This window comes from Cellulosimicrobium funkei (genome assembly GCF_900155925.1).
In the GTDB taxonomy this organism is placed as follows: Bacteria; Actinomycetota; Actinomycetes; order Actinomycetales; family Cellulomonadaceae; genus Cellulosimicrobium; species Cellulosimicrobium funkei.
Window position 1 is genome coordinate 231,107 of record NZ_FTMI01000005.1, and the last position, 18,416, is coordinate 249,522.

General features: G+C 75.6%; 19 protein-coding genes. 5 read left to right on the forward strand and 14 right to left on the reverse strand.

From position 1 onward, the window contains the following. Window position 1 precedes the first annotated feature (1 nt). Genes BXA05_RS14260 through gadC form a run of 3 tightly spaced genes read right to left on the reverse strand, consistent with a single transcriptional unit; the run spans window position 2 to window position 3,419 of the window. Window positions 2–1,405 (reverse strand): dipeptidase, encoded by a 1,404-nt coding sequence (locus BXA05_RS14260; RefSeq protein ID WP_076405643.1) that lies wholly within the window; start codon window positions 1,403–1,405, stop codon window positions 2–4. Further along, window positions 1,402–1,935 (reverse strand): hypothetical protein, encoded by a 534-nt coding sequence (locus BXA05_RS14265; RefSeq protein WP_076405645.1) that lies wholly within the window; start codon window positions 1,933–1,935, stop codon window positions 1,402–1,404. The genes BXA05_RS14260 and BXA05_RS14265 overlap by 4 nt, the downstream gene beginning before the upstream one ends. Then, a complete protein-coding gene (gene gadC / locus BXA05_RS14270) occupies window positions 1,932–3,419 on the reverse strand; it encodes a glutamate/gamma-aminobutyrate antiporter GadC (protein WP_082774226.1) in 1,488 nt (495 codons plus the stop codon). The genes BXA05_RS14265 and gadC overlap by 4 nt, the downstream gene beginning before the upstream one ends. 263 nt (window positions 3,420–3,682) lie before the next feature. Here gadC and BXA05_RS14275 point away from each other — a divergent pair, with 263 nt between their 5' ends. Then, window positions 3,683–4,624 (forward strand): NAD(P)-dependent oxidoreductase, encoded by a 942-nt coding sequence (locus tag BXA05_RS14275; protein WP_076405647.1) that lies wholly within the window; start codon window positions 3,683–3,685, stop codon window positions 4,622–4,624. Window positions 4,625–4,697: 73 nt separating this feature from the next. On the opposite strand, the gene mutM is transcribed toward BXA05_RS14275, so the two are convergent. The 6 genes from mutM to coaD form a co-directional block, all read right to left on the reverse strand. Then, a complete protein-coding gene (mutM, locus tag BXA05_RS14280) occupies window positions 4,698–5,642 on the reverse strand; it encodes a bifunctional DNA-formamidopyrimidine glycosylase/DNA-(apurinic or apyrimidinic site) lyase (protein ID WP_076405648.1) in 945 nt (314 codons plus the stop codon). Beyond that, a complete protein-coding gene (gene rnc / locus BXA05_RS14285) occupies window positions 5,635–6,384 on the reverse strand; it encodes a ribonuclease III (RefSeq protein ID WP_051028283.1) in 750 nt (249 codons plus the stop codon). The genes mutM and rnc overlap by 8 nt, the downstream gene beginning before the upstream one ends. A gap of 5 nt (window positions 6,385–6,389) precedes the next feature. Beyond that, the gene (gene rpmF / locus BXA05_RS14290; RefSeq protein ID WP_021482203.1) at window positions 6,390–6,584 is read right to left on the reverse strand and encodes a 50S ribosomal protein L32; all 195 of its coding nucleotides are present in this window, start codon (window positions 6,582–6,584) and stop codon (window positions 6,390–6,392) included. A 2-nt stretch (window positions 6,585–6,586) separates the two neighbouring features. Beyond that, on the reverse strand, window positions 6,587–7,105 hold the full coding sequence (locus BXA05_RS14295) for a YceD family protein (protein WP_163187270.1): 519 nt from the start codon (window positions 7,103–7,105) through the stop codon (window positions 6,587–6,589). Between the two features lie 280 nt (window positions 7,106–7,385). Next, the gene (locus BXA05_RS14300) at window positions 7,386–7,970 is read right to left on the reverse strand and encodes an ATP synthase subunit B family protein (protein ID WP_081600119.1); all 585 of its coding nucleotides are present in this window, start codon (window positions 7,968–7,970) and stop codon (window positions 7,386–7,388) included. Between the two features lie 23 nt (window positions 7,971–7,993). Further along, a complete protein-coding gene (gene coaD, locus BXA05_RS14305) occupies window positions 7,994–8,494 on the reverse strand; it encodes a pantetheine-phosphate adenylyltransferase (RefSeq protein WP_031315746.1) in 501 nt (166 codons plus the stop codon). An 87-nt stretch (window positions 8,495–8,581) separates the two neighbouring features. On the opposite strand from coaD, the gene BXA05_RS14310 reads away from it, so the two are divergent. After that, window positions 8,582–9,319, forward strand: a complete 738-nt coding sequence (locus BXA05_RS14310; protein WP_170963185.1) for a GNAT family N-acetyltransferase — start codon at window positions 8,582–8,584, stop codon at window positions 9,317–9,319. A 140-nt stretch (window positions 9,320–9,459) separates the two neighbouring features. Here the strand turns inward: BXA05_RS14310 and rsmD are convergent, their stop codons facing one another. The 3 genes from rsmD to BXA05_RS14325 are packed head-to-tail and all read right to left on the reverse strand — an operon-like array spanning window position 9,460 to window position 14,231. Next, window positions 9,460–10,104: a 16S rRNA (guanine(966)-N(2))-methyltransferase RsmD gene (gene rsmD, locus BXA05_RS14315; RefSeq protein ID WP_076405653.1), complete on the reverse strand. Its 645-nt coding sequence runs from the start codon at window positions 10,102–10,104 to the stop codon at window positions 9,460–9,462. A 36-nt stretch (window positions 10,105–10,140) separates the two neighbouring features. After that, window positions 10,141–12,399, reverse strand: a complete 2,259-nt coding sequence (gene recG / locus BXA05_RS14320) for an ATP-dependent DNA helicase RecG (protein WP_076405655.1) — start codon at window positions 12,397–12,399, stop codon at window positions 10,141–10,143. Next, window positions 12,396–14,231: a DAK2 domain-containing protein gene (locus BXA05_RS14325; protein ID WP_076405657.1), complete on the reverse strand. Its 1,836-nt coding sequence runs from the start codon at window positions 14,229–14,231 to the stop codon at window positions 12,396–12,398. The genes recG and BXA05_RS14325 overlap by 4 nt, the downstream gene beginning before the upstream one ends. Before the next feature lie 319 nt (window positions 14,232–14,550). On the opposite strand from BXA05_RS14325, the gene rpmB reads away from it, so the two are divergent. Both rpmB and BXA05_RS14335 read left to right on the forward strand, forming a co-directional pair. Next, complete coding sequence (gene rpmB, locus BXA05_RS14330) at window positions 14,551–14,742, forward strand: 50S ribosomal protein L28 (protein ID WP_024840757.1); 192 nt, start codon at window positions 14,551–14,553, stop codon at window positions 14,740–14,742. Between the two features lie 147 nt (window positions 14,743–14,889). Continuing rightward, entirely contained in the window at window positions 14,890–15,405 is a 516-nt protein-coding gene (locus BXA05_RS14335) for a GNAT family N-acetyltransferase (RefSeq protein ID WP_021483587.1), read from the forward strand. Between the two features lie 9 nt (window positions 15,406–15,414). Here the strand turns inward: BXA05_RS14335 and BXA05_RS14340 are convergent, their stop codons facing one another. Next, window positions 15,415–16,407, reverse strand: coding sequence for a thiamine-phosphate kinase (locus tag BXA05_RS14340; RefSeq protein WP_076405659.1), 993 nt, complete (start codon window positions 16,405–16,407; stop codon window positions 15,415–15,417). 64 nt (window positions 16,408–16,471) lie between these two features. On the opposite strand from BXA05_RS14340, the gene BXA05_RS14345 reads away from it, so the two are divergent. Continuing rightward, a complete protein-coding gene (locus tag BXA05_RS14345) occupies window positions 16,472–17,023 on the forward strand; it encodes a DUF3515 family protein (protein ID WP_232322537.1) in 552 nt (183 codons plus the stop codon). A 45-nt stretch (window positions 17,024–17,068) separates the two neighbouring features. Here BXA05_RS14345 and BXA05_RS14350 read toward each other — a convergent pair whose 3' ends face one another. Then, on the reverse strand, window positions 17,069–18,238 hold the full coding sequence (locus tag BXA05_RS14350) for a D-alanine--D-alanine ligase family protein (protein ID WP_061266811.1): 1,170 nt from the start codon (window positions 18,236–18,238) through the stop codon (window positions 17,069–17,071). Window positions 18,239–18,416 lie beyond the last annotated feature (178 nt).

Sequence of the window (18,416 nt, forward strand, 5' to 3'; positions counted from 1 at the left end):
GTCAGCCCTCGCCGAGGCGCGCGAGGAACAGCGCCTCGCCGACCGCGAGGTTCTCGATCTCGCTGGGCGCGACCGACTCGTTCGGCGCGTGGATGAGGCACGCCGGCTCCTCGACCCCGAGGAGCACGATCTCCGCGTCCGGGTACTGGCCCGCGAGCACGTTGCACAGCGGGATCGAGCCGCCCTGGCCCGCGGTGACCGTCTCGCGCCCGTAGGCGTCCGCGAGCGCCCCCGTGAGCGTGTCGAACACGTGCCCGCTCGTGCGGGCCGCGAACGGCTGCCCGACGGCGTCGCGCTCGACCCGTACGCGCACCCCCCAGGGCGCGTGGGCCTCGAGGTGTGCGACGAGCTTGTCCTGCAGGTCCTGGGCGTCCGCGCCGGGCGGCACCCGCAGGTTGAGCCGGGCGGACGCGCGCGGTTGGATCGCGGCCGCCGAGCCGACGACGCTCGGCGCGTCGATCCCGAGGATCGTCACGACGGGCCGCGCCCACAGCCGGTCGGCGACGCTGCCGGTCCCGACGAGCACGACGCCGTCGAGCACGCCCGCGTCGCGGCGGAACTGGTCCTCGTCGTACGCGACGCCGTCCCACGTGCCGTGCGCGACGGCGGGCGGCACGCCGTCGATGGTCGTGTCGCCGTGCTCGTCGCGCAGGCTCGCGAGGATCGCGACGAGAGCCGCGAGCGCGTCGGGCGCGGCGCCTCCGAACATGCCGGAGTGGATCTCGCCCTCGAGCGCCTCGACGTGCACGACGACGTTCGCCGCACCGCGCAGGGTGACGGTCAGCGTCGGGAGGCCGAGCTCGGCGTTGCCGGTGTCCTGGACGAGCATCGCGTCGGCCGCGAGCGCCCCGGGGTTCGCCTCGACCCACCGGTCGAGGCCGCCCGTGCCCTGCTCCTCGGAGCCCTCGACGACGAGCCGGACCCCGACGGGGAGGTCGTCGCCGCCGAGCGCGCGCAGGGCCCGCAGCGCGGTGAGGTGCGTGACGACGTTCCCCTTGCAGTCCGCGGCGCCGCGCCCGTAGAGGCGACCGTCGCGCTCGGTGAGCTCGAAGGGCGGGCTGGTCCACGCCGCGTCGTCGAGGGGCGGCTGGACGTCGTAGTGCGCGTAGAGCAGGACGGTCGGCGCGCCGTGGGGCCCGGGACGGTGGCCCAGGACGACCTGCGACCCGTCGGGCGTGACCTCCAGGCGCGTGTCGATCCCCTCCGCGCGGAACGCGTCGGCCACCCACCGCGCGGCGCGCTCGCACTCGGCGCGGGGGTAGAGGCGCTCGTCGGCGACGGACGGGATGGCGACGAGCGTGCGCAGGTCGTCGAGCGCGCGCGGCAGGAGGCCCTGCACGGCGGCGCGCACCTCCTCGACGTGCCCGGTGGCGTCGGGTCGTGCTCCGGTGCTCGGCTGGCTCACGCGTCCTCCTCGGTCGTGGTTCCGGTGGTGGCGTCGGTGCCCTCGCCGCCCTGCTCGGTGGTGCGGCCGGGGTCGAGGTCGAGCGAGTCCACGTACGCGTCGAACGCGGCGAGCTGGTCGGGGCAGTAGACCTCGATGACGAGCCGGTCGCCGGCGAGCCGGCGCTCGTCGAGCACGGAGGGCCGCAGGCCGGGGCCGGCGGCCCCGTTCGCCGCGCCGAGGTTGGCGGTCGCCTCGACGAGGGCGGCCGGGTCGGCGCAGAAGCCGCCGGCGTCGTCGCCGAGGACGTCGGCGATCGTCTCCTCGCTGAAGGCGGTGATCCCGATCGCGGCGAACTGCTCGTGCAGCTCGGCCGCCTTCTGCTCGGCCTCGCGCGCGTCGCGGTTCGACCGCACGTTGTCGAACATGATCAGCATGACGGCGCCGAGGGCGACGAGGAGCAGCGCGGCGGCGGTGTACGTGACCCACCGTTTCGACGAGACCGGCTCGGGCTCGTGCTCGGGGACGTGGGAGGGGCGGGACGTGGTCATGCCGCGTCCCCCTCCCCCGCCTCGTCCGCCGCCGCGAGCGCCGCGGCCTCGGGGTCCTTCCAGGACGGCTTGCGCAGCAGGTAGAAGAGCGCCGGGACGAGGATGCCGATGATCCCGAGGCCGCCACCGACGATCAGCACGTAGACGCCCACGTTCCCGCTGGAGAACTGCGCGGGCGGCACGAACCCGATGATCATCGCGGCCACCGAGGCGCAGAACCCGACGACGCACAGGAGCGTCAGCGCGGGCGCGCGGTAGCCGCGCGGGTGGTCGGGTGCCCGACGGCGCAGCCGCACCGCCGCGACGAACAGCAGCAGGTACATGACGAGATACACCTGCGTCGTGATGACGGACAGGATCCAGTAGGCGCTCGAGACGTCGGGGATGAAGGCGTACAGGAGCGCGATGCCGGTCGTGATGACACCCTGCGTGACGAGGATGTTCTGCTGCACGCCGTGCTTGTTGAGCCGCTGCAGGAACGGCGGCAGGTAGCCCTCCTCGCGCGCGACCGTGAGCAGGCCCTTCGACGGCCCGGCGAGCCAGGTGAGCATGCCGCCGAGCGACGCCGCGATGAGCATGAGGCCGAGGATCGGCGTCAGCCAGCTCACGCCGAAGTTGGCGAAGAACGCGTCGAACGCCTGCATCACCCCGGCGGTCAGGCTGAGCTGGTCGGCGGGGATCACCCAGCTGATCGCGACGGCCGGGAGGATGAAGATCACGAGGACGAGCCCGATCGCCAGGAACATCGACCGCGGGAACTCCGTCGCCGGCCTGCGCAGGCTCGTCACGTGCACCGCGTTCATCTCCATGCCCGCGTACGACAGGAAGTTGTTGACGATGAGCACCAGCGACGCGAGCCCGGTCCAGGCCGGCAGCAGGTGCTGCGCGTCCATCGGCGCGGCCGACGGGTTGCCCTGGGCCAGGAAGACGACTCCGAGCACGACGAGGATCGCGGCCGGGACGAGCGTCCCGATGACGAGGCCCCAGCTCGACAGCCCCGCGACCGTCTTGGTGCCCTGGGAGGAGAGCCACACGCCCGTCCAGAAGAGCACGACGATGACGATCGCCACGTAGAGCCCGTTGCTCGCGAGGCTCGGGTTGATGACGTAGGCGAACGTGCTCGCGACGTACCCGAGCAGGCTCGGGTAGTAGAAGATCGTCATCGCGAACTGGCACCAGATCGCGAGGAACCCGAGCGGCTTCGACACGCCGTCCGCGACCCAGCGGTACACGCCGCCCGACCACCCCGACGCCAGCTCGGCCGACACGAGCGACGTCGGGAGCAGGAACACGAGCGCCGGGACCACGTAGAGGAACACGGCCGCGAGGCCGTAGACCGCCATGGTCGGCGCGGCGCGCAGGCTCGCGACCGACGACGTGATCATGAACGCGAGCGTGAGCCACGTGATGTAGTTCTTCGGTGTCCGTGCCGTGATCGCCGCGCGCACCTCAGCGTGCGTCGGCGCGCCCGTGGACGAGCCCATCCCCCACCCCCGAAGCCGTGACCCCGCCGGGGCCGACCGGGACGGCGCGCGGACGGCGCGTCGTCGGAACACCGCGAACATATCGCCGCGACGCAGGTCGCGCCTGGGGAGTCGTCCGGGGCGCGGCCGGGTCGTGGACCGGGCGCCGCACCAGCGCCGAACCGTCTCGGGGCGGCGCGGGCGCGGTGATACGTTCGCGAGGCGGCCCGTCCCGCGCAGCGCGAGGGCCGTGACGACGACACGGACGACCTCAAGGAGCAGCGGTGAAGATCCTCGTGCCCGGCACCATCGCCCTCGACGTGGACGCGGGCCCGGACGACGAGGTCGTCGTGTACGACGCCGCGGCCCCGTTCCGCCCCGAGGACGCCGACGCCGAGGTGCTCGTGGTGTGGGGCGGCTCCGCGGAGAACCTCGCCGACGCCGCGGCGCGGCTCCCGCGCCTGCGCTGGGTCCAGACGCTCGCCGCGGGCCCCGACGCCGTGCTCGCCGCCGGGTTCGGGCCGGACGTGACGATCACCTCCGGCCGGTCCCTGCACGACGGCCCCGTCGCGGAGCACGCGCTCGCGCTGGTCCTCGCCGTCGTGCGCCGGCTCGACGTGCTCGGGGCGGCGCAGCGCGAGCACCGGTGGGACACCGCGGTGAACCAGGCGCAGGCGGACCCGGCGACGGCCGCGCGCTACACGCTCGACGGCGCACGCGTGACCGTGTGGGGCTTCGGCTCGATCGCCGCCCGGCTCGCGCCGCTGCTCGCGGCGCTCGGCGCCGACGTGACGGGCGTCGCGAGCCGCCGCGGCGAGCGGCACGGCTTCCCCGTCGTGACCGACGACGACCTCCCCGACGTGCTCGCCTCGACCGACGTGCTCGTCTCGCTCCTGCCCGCCCTCGACACGACGCGGCACGCGTTCGACGCCGCGCGGATCGACCAGCTCCCCGACCACGCGGTCTTCGTCAACGTCGGCCGCGGCGCCACGGTCGACGAGGACGCGCTCGTCGCCGCGCTGCACGACGGGCGCCTCGGCGGCGCCGCGCTCGACGTCACCGGGTCCGAGCCCCTGCCCACGGAGTCGCCCCTGTGGGACGCGCCGCGCCTGGTCCTCACGCCGCACGTCGCGGGCAACCGGCCCCAGCGCGCGTCCGAGCTCGTCAACGCCAACCTCGACGCGCTCCGCGCGGGCCGCGAGCTCCGCAACGTCGTCCCCCGCTGAGTGCATGGCATCGTCGCGTCGGGTGGGCCCGGACGCGACTTTTTCCTGCACTCAGCGGGGACGCTTCCGGGGTCTACCAGCGGCCGTTGCGGGGCCGCGGCTGGCACCGCGGGCACGTGTACGACGAGCGGTTCATGAACTCGTCGCGCCGGACGGGCGTGCCGCACCGGGGGCACGGCTCGCCCTCCTGCCCGTACACGGCGAGCGACCGCGAGAAGTAGCCGGACTGCCCGTTCACGTTGACGTACAGCGCGTCGAAGCTCGTGCCGCCCTGCGCGAGGGCCTCGGTCATGACCTCGGCCGCCGCGTCGAGCAGGCGGTGCGCCTCGGGACGGCGCAGCGTGTCCGTCGCGCGGGCGTAGTGCAGCCGGGCGCGCCACAGCGCCTCGTCCGCGTAGATGTTGCCGACCCCGGACACGACGGTCTGGTCGAGCAGCGCGCGCTTGACGCCCGTCCGACGACGCCGGATCGCGTCCACGACATCGGCGCGCCGCAGCGACGGGTCGAGCAGGTCCCGGCCGATGTGCGCGACCGGCGCCGGGACCGCGGCGAGGTCGGAGCCGAGGCCGCCGGGAGCGCCGTCGGGCGTCGGGACGAGGTCCTGGACGGACAGGTGCCCGAACGTGCGCTGGTCGACGAAGTCGAGCGCCTGCGCGCCGTAGGCGGTGCGGTCGTCGTGCTCCAGCACGACGCGCACCCGCAGGTGCGGCGAGCGGTCGGCGAGCGCGACGCCGGAGCGGACGAGGAGCTGGCCCGACATCCCGAGGTGGGCCAGCAGGGCGGCGGCGGGGCCGTCGTCGGACCCGGCGGCGGGCTCGAGCGGGAGCCAGAGGAACTTGCCGCGGCGCACCGCGGCGCCGAGCCGCTGGCCGAGCAGCTCGTCGCGGAAGCCCGCCGGCCCGCCCTCGTGGCGCCGCACGCTGTAGTCGCGCAGCACCTCCACGTCGACGACGCGGGCGCCCACGACGTGGCGGGCGAGACCGTCACGGACGGTCTCGACCTCGGGCAGCTCAGGCACCGGCGTCCTCGGCCGCGACCGGCGAGGCCGCGGACGCCGCCTCGCGCTCGGCCTGCTCCGCCGCGAGCGCGCGGTACGCACGCTCCGCGGCCTCCTGCTCGGCGTACTTCTTCGCCGTCCCGCTGCCCGTGCCGTAGAGGCGGCCGTCGAGGTGCACGTACGACGTGAAGACCCGCGCGTGGTCCGGCCCGACGGCGTCGCTCGAGTACGACGGCGCGCTCAGCCCGGCCGCGGCCGCGGCCTCCTGGAGCGACGTCTTCCAGTCGAGCCCGGCGCCCAGACCGGCCGCCGCCGACAGCGTCGGCTCGACGAGCCCGAGCACGAGCCCGCGGGCAGGCTCCAGGCCGTGGCTCAGGTAGACCGCGCCGATGATCGCCTCGACCGTGTCGGAGAGGATCGAGTCCTTGTCGTTGCCGCGCGTGCGGATCTCGCCCTTGCCGAGCAGCACGTACTGCCCCAGGCCGAGCCGGCGCGCGATCGCGGCGAGCGACTTCTGCGAGACGGTCGCGGCCCGCATCTTGGCGAGCTCGCCCTCGGACAGGTCGGGGTGGCGGCGGTAGAGGGTCTCCGTGACGACGAGGCCCAGGACGGTGTCACCGAGGAACTCGAGACGCTCGTTCGTGGGGATGCCGCCGTTCTCGTGCGCGAACGACCGGTGCGTGAGCGCAAGCACGAGAAGCTCGGGGTCCAGATGGACCCCGAGCTTCTCGAGAAGACCGGATGCCGGTGCAGCCGGTGCCACGCGCCTCAGCCTGCGTGCTCGGTGCGCAGCGCCTCGGCGTACTGGCGGCCCTTGTAGGTACCGCACGTCGGGCACGCCGCGTGCGACAGCTTGTCGCCCTTGCACTGCGGGCAGGTGGTGAGGTTCGCGGCGGTCGTCTTCCACTGCGAACGACGCGCACGGGTGTTGCTGCGCGACATCTTGCGCTTCGGAACAGCCACGGCTAGCTCTCTTTCGTCTCGTCGGACACGTTCGAGGTGTCGAACATGCTCTCCAGCGCCGACCAGCGAGGGTCGACAAGTTCGTGGGTGTGGCCCGGGTCGTCCGCCAGGCGCGCACCGCACTCGGAGCACAGCCCCGGGCAGTCCGCTCGGCACACCGGACTGAATGGTAGTGCAGTGACGACCGAATCCCGTAGCGCGGGCTCGATGTCCGCGAGGTCGCCGTCCAGCTCGTAGACGTCCTCGGCGTCCTCCAGGTCGTCGCCCGACTCCTCGGCGGCCTTCGCGCGCTCCGGGTAGGCGAACAGCTCGCCGAGCTCGACCGAGACGTCCTCGTGCACCGTGTCGAGGCAGCGCACGCACTCCCCGACCGCGCGCCCCGTCACCGTCCCGGAGACGAGCACGCCCTCCATGACGGCCTCGAGACGCAGGTCGAGCTCAAGCTCGCTGCCCTCGGGGATGCCGATGACGGCGGTCCCGAGGTCGGCCGGCGCGGGGACGGTCCGGCGGACCGTCAGCATGCTCCCGGGTCGCCGACCGAGCTCGTGCGTGTCGAGCACGAGCGGCGACGTCTTCTCGGCGGTGATGGTGCGCTCCAGGATCGGAGCCCGCAGGCGTGGGCGCCCGCGGACGGTGGTCAACGATGGTCGGGGGCCGGCGACCGCTCGACGGCGGCTGCCAGGCACGGGTCGACGCGTGACGCGACGAGCCAAACATCGATCTTACGTCACCGGACGCCGTGGTCGCCACCTTCGCGGCGCCGACCACGACGGTGGTCGGGCCCGGCGACCGGCACGCCCGTCAGCGGGCCGCGCGCTCCCCGCCGCGCTCGCGCATCGTCGCCGGGAACGGCGACTCGTCGGCGTCGCCGAAGCGGTCGCCGAGCCGGTCCGCGAGCTTCGCCCGGCCGGCCTGGACCTGCGCGAGGAGCTTGCCGAGGTCCACCTCGAAGTCCGCGAGCCGCCGGTCGCAGTAGTCGTCGGCGTCGCGCTGCAGCACGGCAGCCGCCTCCTGCGCCTCGTCGACGATGTCGCGGGCGCGCGCCTCCGCCTGGACCACCACCTGCTCCGTCTGCACGAGCTCGATCGCCCGGGCGCGCGCCGTCGTGAGGATCTCCTCCGCCTGCCGGTGCGCGTCCTCGAGCACGGCGTCCGCCTGCGCGAGCACCTCGTCCGCGTGCGCGAGCTGCTCGGGCAGCGCGCCCCGCAGCTCGTCCAGGAGCGCGAGGGCGTCGCCCTTGTGCACCAGCACCGACGCGGACATCGGCATCGTGCGCGCCGACTCGACGAGGTGCGTGAGGTCGTCGAGGATCGCGTTCAACCCGACCTGCGCCTCCTCGCCCGCGCGGTCCTCGTGCGTCGGCCGTCGGCCCTGCTGCTCGCTCACGTACCCGGTCCTTCCCGTCGTGCTCACCTGCTGGTCCCCTGCGTCCGTGCCAGCGCCGCCCGGACGGCGTCGCCCACCCCCGGCGGGACGAGGTCGTCCACCGGTCCCCCGTACCGCGCGATGTCCTTCACGAGCGACGACGCGACGTGCAGGAGCGCCGCGTCGCCCGCGACGAACACCGTCTCGACCCCCGCGAGGTGCCGGTTCATGAGCGCCATCGGCAGCTCCGCGTCGAAGTCGGCGCCGCCGCGCAAGCCCTTGACCACCGCCGTCGCACCGACGTCGCGGCAGAAGTCGACGAGCAGCCCCGGCACGACCTCGACCCGGACGCCGTCCAGCCCCGCGTCCCGCACCGCGGACCGCGCGAGGTCCACGCGCTCGTCGACGCTCAGGAGCGCCGACTTCGACGCGTTCCGCGCGACGCCGACGACGACCTCGTCGAAGAGGGCGCGCGCACGGCGGACGATGTCGAGGTGGCCCAGGGTGATCGGGTCGAACGACCCGGGACAGACGGCTGTGGTCACCTCGTCACGGTAGTACACGGGGGCCGCTGGACCCGGGCGGCGCGGCCGGGCGCGCGCCGACCGGCGTCGGGCGCGACGATGGTCGACGTGACCACCCCCGCCGTCGTCCCGCTCACCGACCCCGCGCTGCTGCGCTCGCTGCACCGCGACGTCCTCGTGCCGTCGTTCCCGCCGGCCGAGCTCGTCGACGAGCAGGAGCTGCTCGACGCCCACGCGAGCGGGCGGCTGCGCAGCCTCGGCGTCGTCGAGGAGGGCCGCGTCGTCGCCGGCGTCGTCGGCGAGTGGTTCGCCGACGCGCGCGTCCTCCTCGTGCTCTACCTCGCGATCGCCCCCGGACGCCGCGGCGGCGGCGTGGGCCGTCGTCTCGTCACCACCGCGCTCGACGACTGGCGCGCGCTCGACCCGCTCGTCGTCGTGGGCGAGGTCGAGCACCCCGCGCACCACACGGGCAGCGAGGCCCACGGCGACCCGGTCGCGCGGCTCCGGTTCTACGCGCGCCTCGGGGCGCGCGTCCTGGCGCTCCCCTACTTCCAGCCCGGCGACGGCCCGGGCGGCGAGCGCGTGCCCGCGCTCCTCCTCGTGTCGTTCCCCCTCGGTCCGCACGCCGCCGGCGACGACGTCCCGGCCGCGCCGCTGCGCGCGTTCCTCGCGGAGAACCTCCGCGAGAGCGAGGGCACGCTCGCCGACGACACCGCGACCCGCCGCCTGCTCGACGCCGCGGGCGGGGACCGCGTGCGCCTCGTCGACCCGGACGACCCCGCCGCCCTCGCGACCGTGCCCGTCGGCACCCTCTCCCCGGCCGAGACCCGAGCCCCGACTGCCTGACCCCCCGGTCCCGCGGACGCCCCCACCGACCAGGCGGTCCCGGCAGGCCGAGCAGGCGGTACGGGTGCGTCAACCGACCCGGACGAGCCAGAACCACCTGGTCGACGGGGACGTAGGGCCGGATACGGCTGGGCGGCGGGCTATGCGTCGTCGGGGAGCTCCGGGCCGACGAAGAACACCGCGGTCTCGCCGTAGTCCTTGTGCGCGACGAGCTCCCAGCCGGCGGGCCACGTCGGCTCGGGCGTGCGCGTCGAGCGCTCGACGACGACGACGGCGGCCGGGTCCAGCACGCCGGGCACGGCGAGGTGCGCGAGGACGCGCTCGAGCGCCTCGGCCGTCACGTCGTAGGGCGGGTCCACGAGCACGAGGTGGAAGGGGCCGTGGCCCGCACGCCCCCGGGACGGCGCCCCGGCCGCTCCGGCCGCGTCCCCGGCCGCCGACCGCTGCGCCGCGGCCGCCGCCACGCCCGCGACGAACGCCTCGGCCGGCTGCGCGACGACGTGCACGTTCGACAGGCCGAGGGCGGCGACGTTGCGTCGTGCGACGTCGGCCGCGACCCGCGCGGAGTCGACGAGCGTGACGTCGGCCGCGCCGCGGCTCGCCGCCTCGAGGCCGAGCGCGCCGGAGCCCGCGTAGAGGTCGAGGACGCGCGCGTCGTCGACCACGCCGAGGTGCTCGAGCCGGGAGAAGATCGCCTCCCGCACGCGCTCGCTCGTCGGTCGCGTGCCGCGGGGCGGGACCTGCAGCGTGCGCCCACCGACTGTTCCCGCCACGATCCTCGTCACGTGCCCACCCTACGCAGACGCCGCGGCGCCCCGCCGTCACGCACGCTCGAGGAACTCCTCGCGCTCGGGGTCGAGCTGCTCGCGGATCGCGGCGGCGAGCGCCGGGTGGTCCGCGAGGTCCGGGTCCTGCGCGACGACCTCTGCCGCGTCCGCCCGCGCGGTCTCGATGACGTCCGCGTCCTTGACGACGCGCAGGAGCCGCAGGGAGCTCGCACGCCCCGACTGGGCGGCACCCAGGACGTCGCCCTCGCTGCGCAGCTCGAGGTCGACGGTGGCGAGCTCGAACCCGTCCGTCGTGCGCGCGAGCGTCTCGACGCGCGTCGCGGCGGGCGTGCCCGGCTGCGCGGTCGACACGAGCAGGCACAGCCCGGCGGCCGACCCGCGGCCGACGCGTCCGCGGAGCTGGTGGAGCTGGGAGATGCCGAACCGGTCCGCGTCGAGCACGACCATCGCCGTGGCCTCCGGGACGTCGACGCCGACCTCGACGACCGTCGTGGAGACGAGCACCTGGACGGCTCCCGACGCGAAGTCGGCCATCACGGCATCCTTCTCGGCAGGCGGCATCTGGCCGTGCAGCACGCCGACCGTCAGCCCGGCGAGCCGCGGGTGGGCGCGCAGCTCCTCCGCGACCTCCAGCACGGCGCGCAGCGGCGGCCGCTCGACGGCGTCGGGCGCCTCGGGGTCGAGCAGGAAGTCCGGGACGTCGTCGAAGTCGTCGTCCCCCGTCCCGCCCGCGTCGGCGTCCGGCTCGTCCGGGTGGATGCGGGCGCACACCACGTACGCGCGGTGCCCGGCGTCGACCTCCTCGCGCACGCGTGCCCACGTCCGCTCCATCCAGGTGGGGTTCCCGGCGGGCACGACGTGCGTCGTGATGCCCGACCGCCCGGCGGGGATCTCCGTGAGCGACGACGTCTCGAGGTCACCGAACACGGTCATCGCGACAGTGCGCGGGATCGGCGTCGCCGTCATGACCAGCAGGTGCGGGGAGGTGCGCGCCTTCGCTCGCAGCGCGTCGCGCTGCTCGACGCCGAACCGGTGCTGCTCATCGACGACCACGAGCCCGAGGTCGGCGAACTGCACGTTCTCGGAGAGCAGCGCGTGCGTGCCCACGACGATCCCCGCCGCGCCGCTCGCGGCGTCGAGCAGGGCCTCCTTGCGCGCGGCGGCACCGAGCGACCCGGTGAGGAGCGCGACGCGCGTCCCGTGCTCGCCGCCCCCGAGGAACCCGCCCTCGGCGAGCGGCCCGAGGAGCGCCCGCAGGGTCCGCGTGTGCTGCGCGGCGAGCACCTCGGTGGGCGCGAGGAGCGCCGCCTGGCCGCCGGCGTCGATCACCTGGAGCATCGCGCGCAGCGCGACGACGGTCTTGCCGGAGCCGACCTCGCCCTGGAGGAGCCGCTGCATGGGGCGCGCGAGCGCGAGGTCGGCGGCGATCTCCCGGCCCACCTCGCGCTGTCCCTGCGTGAGCGTGAACGGCAGCGCCGCGTCGAAGTCCGCGAGGATGCCCGGCTCGCCCTCCGGCCGGGGCGGGCGGGCGGTCGCGGGCTCGGCGGCGGCCCGCGCGCGCCGCTGCGCGAGCGCGGCCTGGAGGACGAACGCCTCCTCGTACCGCAGCCGGTCGCGACCGCGCCGCCACTGCTTCTCGTCGTACGGCTCGTGGACGTCGCGCAGCGCCTCGAGCCGGGTACCGAGCCCGCGCCTCTCGCGGACGGCGTCGGGCAGCGGGTCGGGGACGTCCTCCTCGCGCAGCGGGTCGAGGACGGTCCGCACGGCGGGCTGGATCTTCCAGCTCGGGATGCTCCCGCTCGCGGGGTAGATGGGGATGGGCCTGCTCGCCTCGAGGACGGCGCTCTCGGCGTCCTCGGCGTCGTCGTCCATGCCGATGATCTTGTAGTCGGGGTGCGTGAGCTGGCGCGTGCCCCGGTAGAGGCCGACGACGCCCGTGAACAGGCCGTGCCGCCCCGGCGCGAGCCGCTGCTCGTGGTAGCGCAGCACGTTGGGGCTCTTGGCGAAGAACGTGAGGGAGAGCTGCTGCGGGCCGTCCGTCACGATCGCCTCGAGGATGGCGCCCGCGCGGTTGCGCATGCGCCGGACGGTCGCGCTGCGGACCTGGGCGACGATCGTCACGTGCTCGCCGAGGGCGAGCCCACCGAGGTCCGTGAGCCGGCCGGGATCACCGTAGCGGCGCGGGTAGTGGCGCAGCAGGTCGCCCACGGTCTCGAGGCCGAGCTTCGCGAGCGGCCCCGCGCTGCGCGTCCCGACGGCGCGGGTCAGCGGCTCGGCCAGCCGGTCCGTCATGCGCCCACCACCTCGTCCGTGCCGTGGTGGACGACGGCGCCCTCCACGGCGAGCGCGACGGTGCCGCCGTCCCGGCCCGAGCGCAGGAGCACGAGCTCGGCCCCGGACCGGGCGGCCGCGGGGGCGAGCGCGTCGAGCGCCGGGAGGGGGACGTCGTCGTCCGCGAGGACCGTGACGACCTCGGCGGGACGCTCGAGCAGGCTCTCCAGCAGCCCGACGAGCCGGCGCGCGGCCTCGGGGCCGTCCGTCCCGGCCGCCGACGCCCGGGAGGTGCGCACCGTGGCGAGCGCGGACCGCACGGCGTCCACGCGTCCGGGGCCGTCGACCAGCTGGGCGGCGGCGAGCGCGACCGTCACGTGCAGGTCCGTCGGGGCCGGGAGCACCTCGAGCGACTCGACGCCGTCCTCGCGCAGGGCTGCGCGGAGCGTCGCGACGTCCTGCTCGGGGAGGTCGCCGCCGGGCAGCACCACGACGTGCGCCGCGCGCGCGTCGACGGCGACGCGGTGCAGCGCCGCGAGGTCGGGCGCACCGGGCTCGTCGCGCAGGAGCACGACGGCGCCCGCGCGCGCGAGGTCCGCGACGAGCCCTGGTGCGCTGGTCACCGCGACGAGCCCCGGCTCGTCGGACGGGGCACGGTCCGCCGTGGTGCCGCCCGCTTGCGCTCGGTGACCGTGCCCGTGCGCGCCCGGCAGGTGGCGCACGCGGACCTGCCGCAGCGCGACGAGCGCTCCTGCTCCCTCCCGCGAGGCGCGGCCCTGGGCGTCGGCGAGCACCGCCCGCCCGGCGACGACCGCGGCCATCGGGTCGTCGGTGTGGACGTGCGCCTGCCAGAGCCCCGACCCGTCCTCGCCCGCGCCGCCGACGACCACGACGGAGTCCCCGATCCGGGACAGGTCGGACCGCAGCCGCTCCCCCGGTCCCGTCGACGCGCCCGCGGCGTCGCGGAGGGCACCGCCCGGCAGGTCGACCACGTACATCACCTCGAACTCGCCCCCCTCGTGCGCGGCCTCGGTCCCCGACGCCGCCCCCGGGGACGACCCGGTGACCGGCGTCATGCCGGACATCATGCCCAGCACCTCCGACACGACCGGCGCGGGGGTCCCCGGTACCGCGCCGGGCTCGTCGAGGCGCGCGTCGACGAGCCCGCGGCCCGGCTCGTCGATCTGCGTGCGGCCCGATCCGCCGGTCCGCTCGTCGAGCGCCGCGACGAGCGCGCCGAGCACGAGCACGAGGCCGAGGGCCCCGGCGTCGAGCACCTGTGCCCGTGCCAGCGCGTCGAGCTCGTCGGTGCTGCGCAGCGCCGCCGCGCGGGCGCCGTCCCGCGCCGCCGCGGCGACGGCACCGGGCGAGGGGTCACCGTCCGTGACCACGTCCGCGGCCGCGCGGGCCGCCGCGTCCGCCGCGGTGAGGATCGTGCCCGGCGCCGGGCGTGCGACGGCGCCCCGGGCCGTGCGCGCGGCGCGGTCCAGGCCGACGGCGAGCGCCGCCCCCGAGACCGTCCGGTGCTCGGCGAGCTCGAGCGCGAGCCCGCGCAGGTACTCGCTGAGGATGACGCCGGAGTTGCCGCGCGCGCCGACGAGCGCCCCGCGCGCGAGACGCACGAGGACGTCGCCCGCCCCGCCCGCTGAGCCCGCGGTGTCCGCCGTGCCCGCGGGCAGCGCTCGCACGGCGTCGAGCAGCGTGAGGTACATGTTCGTGCCGGTGTCCGCGTCGGCCACGGGGAAGACGTTCACGCGGTCGAGCGACGCGCGCGCCTGGGCGAGGGCGTGGACACCACCACGACCCCACGCGACGACGACGGCGGCGTCGACCACGTCGGCTCCGGGGCTCACGTCGGGACGGCTCCTCGTACGCTGGGGGACGGCCCGGCCGCGCGCGGCGGGTCGGACGACCCGGCGGTCGTCGGGACCACGGTAGTCAACCCGGCCCCCGGTCGTGTGGCGAGCCGCCCCGGGTCCGACGTGATCCGTGCGACGCGGACCCGGTTTGAGCTGAGGGCCTCGGATCGGCTACCCTGACGAGGTTGCCCGGGTGCTTCGCGCGCCCTCGACGTCGTCGAGGAGCCGCCGAGGGACACCGGGCCGGACACCCTACAGACCATTCAGGACGTCGCCGCTGCGTGCGCGACGTGCACGACGATCAGGAGAAACCGTGGCTGCCAACTGCGACGTCTGCGGCAAGGGCCCGGGCTTCGGGCACAGCATCTCGCACTCCCACATCCGCACGAAGCGCCGCTGGAACCCGAACATCCAGCGCGTGCGCGCCGTGGTCGCGGGGACGCCCAAGCGCCTCAACGTGTGCACCTCGTGCCTCAAGGCCGGCAAGGTCACCCGCCCCGCCTGAGTCGCGCGACTCCTCCACGAGAGCGCCCGCCGGTCCCCGGCGGGCGCTCTCGTCGTCTGCGGCCCCGGACGCCCGAGCTCCGAAGACCTCCTGAGGATCCGGACAAACGGGCTTGGTGTATCCCCGCCCGGGTGGCAGTCTTTGTTCATGGTGACGGAACTGAGCGAGGTAACGATCCGCCCGGCCGGCCCCGCGGACGCGCGCGCCATCGCGGCCGTGCACATCGCGTCGTGGCGCGGCGCGTACGCCGGCATCGTGCCGGACGAGTACCTCGCCTCCCTCGACCACGACCAGCGTGAGAAGCACTGGGTCCAGAGCCTCGGCACCGCCGGGGCGCGCACGTGGCTCGCCGACGCCGACGGCCGCACCATCGGCTTCGCCACCCTCGGCCCGGGTCGCGACGAGGACGCCGAGCCCGGGGACCTCGAGATCTACGCCATCTACCTCGACCCCGAGTCCTGGGGCCGCGGTGTCGCGCGCGACCTCATGCGCACCATGCTCGGCGAGGTGGGCCCCGGCACCACCGTCACGCTCTGGGTCCTGGAGGACGCCGAGCGTGCGCGCCGGTTCTACCGTCGGCACGGGTTCAGCCCGGACGGGGTCGAGCGCCGCGACGACATCGGCGGCAAGGACCTCACCGCCGTCCGCTACCGCCGGAGCTGACCCCCGCGCTCAGGCGCGGAAGTGGTCCCACCCCGACGACCGGCGCGGCACCGCGCCGTCCAGGCGCACGCCCGGGCCGTCGTCGCCCGCGGGACGCACCGTGCCGAGCCGCCGGAACCCGGCCGGGAGCGGCGCCGTCGCGGGGAACGTGGCGAGCAGACCGTGGTCCTCTCCCCCGGACAGGACCCACCCGTCGACGAGCTCCGCCCCGTCGTCCTCGCGTGCGAGCGCGGCGCCCGCGTCCCGCAGCCGGGCGCGGTCGGCGTCGAGCGCGCCCGGGTCCAGGTCCACGACGACGCCGCTCGCCCGCGCGACCCGCCCCGCGTCCCGCAGCAGACCGTCCGAGACGTCCATCATCGCCGTGGCCCCGGCGTCGGCCGCGACCGGGCCCGCGGCGAGCGGCGGGTCGGGACGCAGGTAGGCGGCGACGAGCGCGTCGTCGACGTCCGCAAGACCGGCGTCGAGCAGCGCCAGACCCGCGGCGGACCGACCGAGCGTCCCCGCGAGCGCGACGACGTCGCCCGCCCGGGCCCCGCCCCGCAGCACCGGCTCGCGTCCCTCCAGGTCCCCGTGGACGGTCACGGCGACCACGACCTGGTCCCCTCCGGACAGGTCGCCGCCCACGACCGCGGCACCGAGCGGGGCGCACGCGTCGGCCAGCCCGCGCGCGAACCCGGTGACCCAGTCGACCGGCAGGTCGCCCGGCATGACGAGCGACACAACGAGCGCCGCGGGGCGCGCGCCCATGGACACGACGTCGGCGAGGTTCTGCACGGCGGCGCGCCGGCCGACGTCGTAGCCCGTCGACCAGCGCCGGCGGAAGTGCCGGTCCTCGACGAGGACGTCGGTGGACACGACGTAGCGGCCGTCGGGCGCGGCGACGACCGCGCAGTCGTCCCCAGGCCCGACGAGCGTCGAGGGGGCCGTGGGCAGCAGGGGGAAGATCCGGGCGAGGAGCGCCTCCTCGGGCACGTCGCGGACCAGCAGGGGCGTCTCGCTCACGCGGCCACCCTAGTCGCCGCCCGGGCGGTCACGGGCACCCGTCGCGGGCCGCTACGGTGGTCGCGTGCTCGACGTCGTCCCTCCCCGCTCCCCCTCCGCCCGCCCCGGGTCGTCCCGGCCGTCCCGCCGCCGGCTCGTCCGCGCCCTGGCCGTCCCCGCGCTCCTGGGCGTCGTGGCCGCGACCGCCGCGTGCGCGCCGCGCATCGGCGTCCCCGTGGCGGACGACGCCCAGAACCCGCTGTGCGCGGACGTCGTGCTCGCGCTGCCCGACTCGCTGGGCGAGGACCTGCCGAAGGTCGGCACGACGAGCCAGGCCACGGCCGCCTGGGGCGAGCCGGGCGCCGCGGTGACGCTGCGGTGCGGCGTCGAGGTGCCCGGGCCCACGACGACGGCGTGCCAGAGCGTCGTGTCCGAGGGGGGCAGCGTCGACTGGCTCGTCGTCGAGGACGAGGGCACGTGGACGTTCACCACCTACGGGCGCGACCCCGCGGTGCAGGTCGTCGTCCCGCCCGCCGTGACGGAGGGGCACTCGACGTCGTTCATCGCGGACCTGGGCCGCGCCGTCATGGAGGTCCCGCAGACGCGCGCGTGCGTCGGGGTGGGCGACGTCGGCTGAGCCGCTGCCCGTCCCGGGCCTGCCTCCGGCCCGCCGCCCGCGCGGTCAGCGCAGGCCGGTGGGCCGCTCGAGCGCGAGCGCGACGAGCTCGTCGATGAGGTCGGGGTAGCTGAGCCCCGACTTCTCCCACATGCGCGGGTACATCGAGAACGGCGTGAAGCCCGGCATGGTGTTGATCTCGTTGACGACGACCCGCTCGTCGGGCGTGACGAACACGTCGACGCGCGAGAGGCCCTCCGCGCCGACCGCCTCGAACGTGCGCACGGCGATCTCGCGCACGCGCTCGACGAGGTGCTCCGGGAGGTCCGCCGGGCACGACAGCTCGACCCCGGCCTCGTCGAGGTACTTGGCCTCGAAGTCGTAGAAGTCGTGCTGCTCGCCCGTGACGACGATCTCCCCCGGCAGGGACGCGCGCGGCCGCGCTCCCCCGCGCCCGCCGAGGACGGCGCACTCGATCTCGCGACCGACGACGCCCGCCTCGACGACGACCTTCGGGTCGTGCTCCTGCGCTGCCGCGATCGCCGCGGGCAGGTCCGCGAGGTCGTCGACCTTGGAGATGCCGAGGCTCGACCCGGCGCGCGCGGGCTTGACGAAGACGGGCAGGCCGAGCGCGGCCACCGCCTGCGTCACCGTCTCCGGGTCGCGCTCGAACGCTCCCGGCTTGACGACGGTGTACGGCGCGATCGGCAGGCCCTCGCCCGCGAGCACGAGCTTCATGAAGTGCTTGTCCATGCCGACCGCCGAGGCGAGGACGCCCGCGCCCACGTAGCGCACGTCGGAGAGCTCGAGCATGCCCTGGAGGGTGCCGTCCTCGCCGTAGGGGCCGTGCAGGAGCGGGAAGACGACGTCCACCTCGCCGAGCACGCGCGGCACCTCGCCGGGTGTGAGCACGCGCAGGTCCCGGCGCCCGGTCGACAGCGGGAGGATGACCTCCTCGCCCGTCGGCTCGACCTGCGGCAGCCGGCCTGCCGTGATCTCCCAGCGCGACGGCTCGTCGGCCGCGAGGACCCACTCGCCCGACGGCGTGATCCCGACGGGGACGACGTCGTAGCGCGACCGGTCGATGGCGCGCAGGACGCCCGCGGCGGTCGCGGCGGAGATGGCGTGCTCGCCCGAGCGCCCGCCGAACAGCACGAGGACGCGGGGCTTGCGGGGGGCGCCGGTGGGGTGCTCGTCGGTGGACGGCACGGACCGGTCGGGGCTCTGGCTGGACATCGCCGACGACCCTACCGGACGCCTGCTCGCGCGCGGACGCGCGCCGGTGCGAGATCTCGGCGAGATCCCGGGAACGATCCGGGAGTCTCCGGCGTTGGGAGTGCCGTGGAAGACACGACTCTCGAGGCCCCCGCGGCCGACGACCCCGACCATAGTCCCGGCCGCACCGGCCCCGGCA

What these genes read in the sequence shown, in the direction of transcription:
- BXA05_RS14265 (WP_076405645.1), bottom strand. Translation starts at nt 1,935, where the DNA reads ATGACCACGTCCCGCCCCTCCCACGTCCCCGAGCACGAGCCCGAGCCG.
- gadC (WP_082774226.1), bottom strand. Translation starts at nt 3,419, where the DNA reads ATGGGCTCGTCCACGGGCGCGCCGACGCACGCTGAGGTGCGCGCGGCG.
- BXA05_RS14350 (WP_061266811.1), bottom strand. Translation starts at nt 18,238, where the DNA reads ATGTCCAGCCAGAGCCCCGACCGGTCCGTGCCGTCCACCGACGAGCAC.
- BXA05_RS14335 (WP_021483587.1), top strand. Translation starts at nt 14,890, where the DNA reads ATGGTGACGGAACTGAGCGAGGTAACGATCCGCCCGGCCGGCCCCGCG.
- recG (WP_076405655.1), bottom strand. Translation starts at nt 12,399, where the DNA reads ATGACGGACCGGCTGGCCGAGCCGCTGACCCGCGCCGTCGGGACGCGC.
- BXA05_RS14295 (WP_163187270.1), bottom strand. Translation starts at nt 7,105, where the DNA reads ATGCTGACGGTCCGCCGGACCGTCCCCGCGCCGGCCGACCTCGGGACC.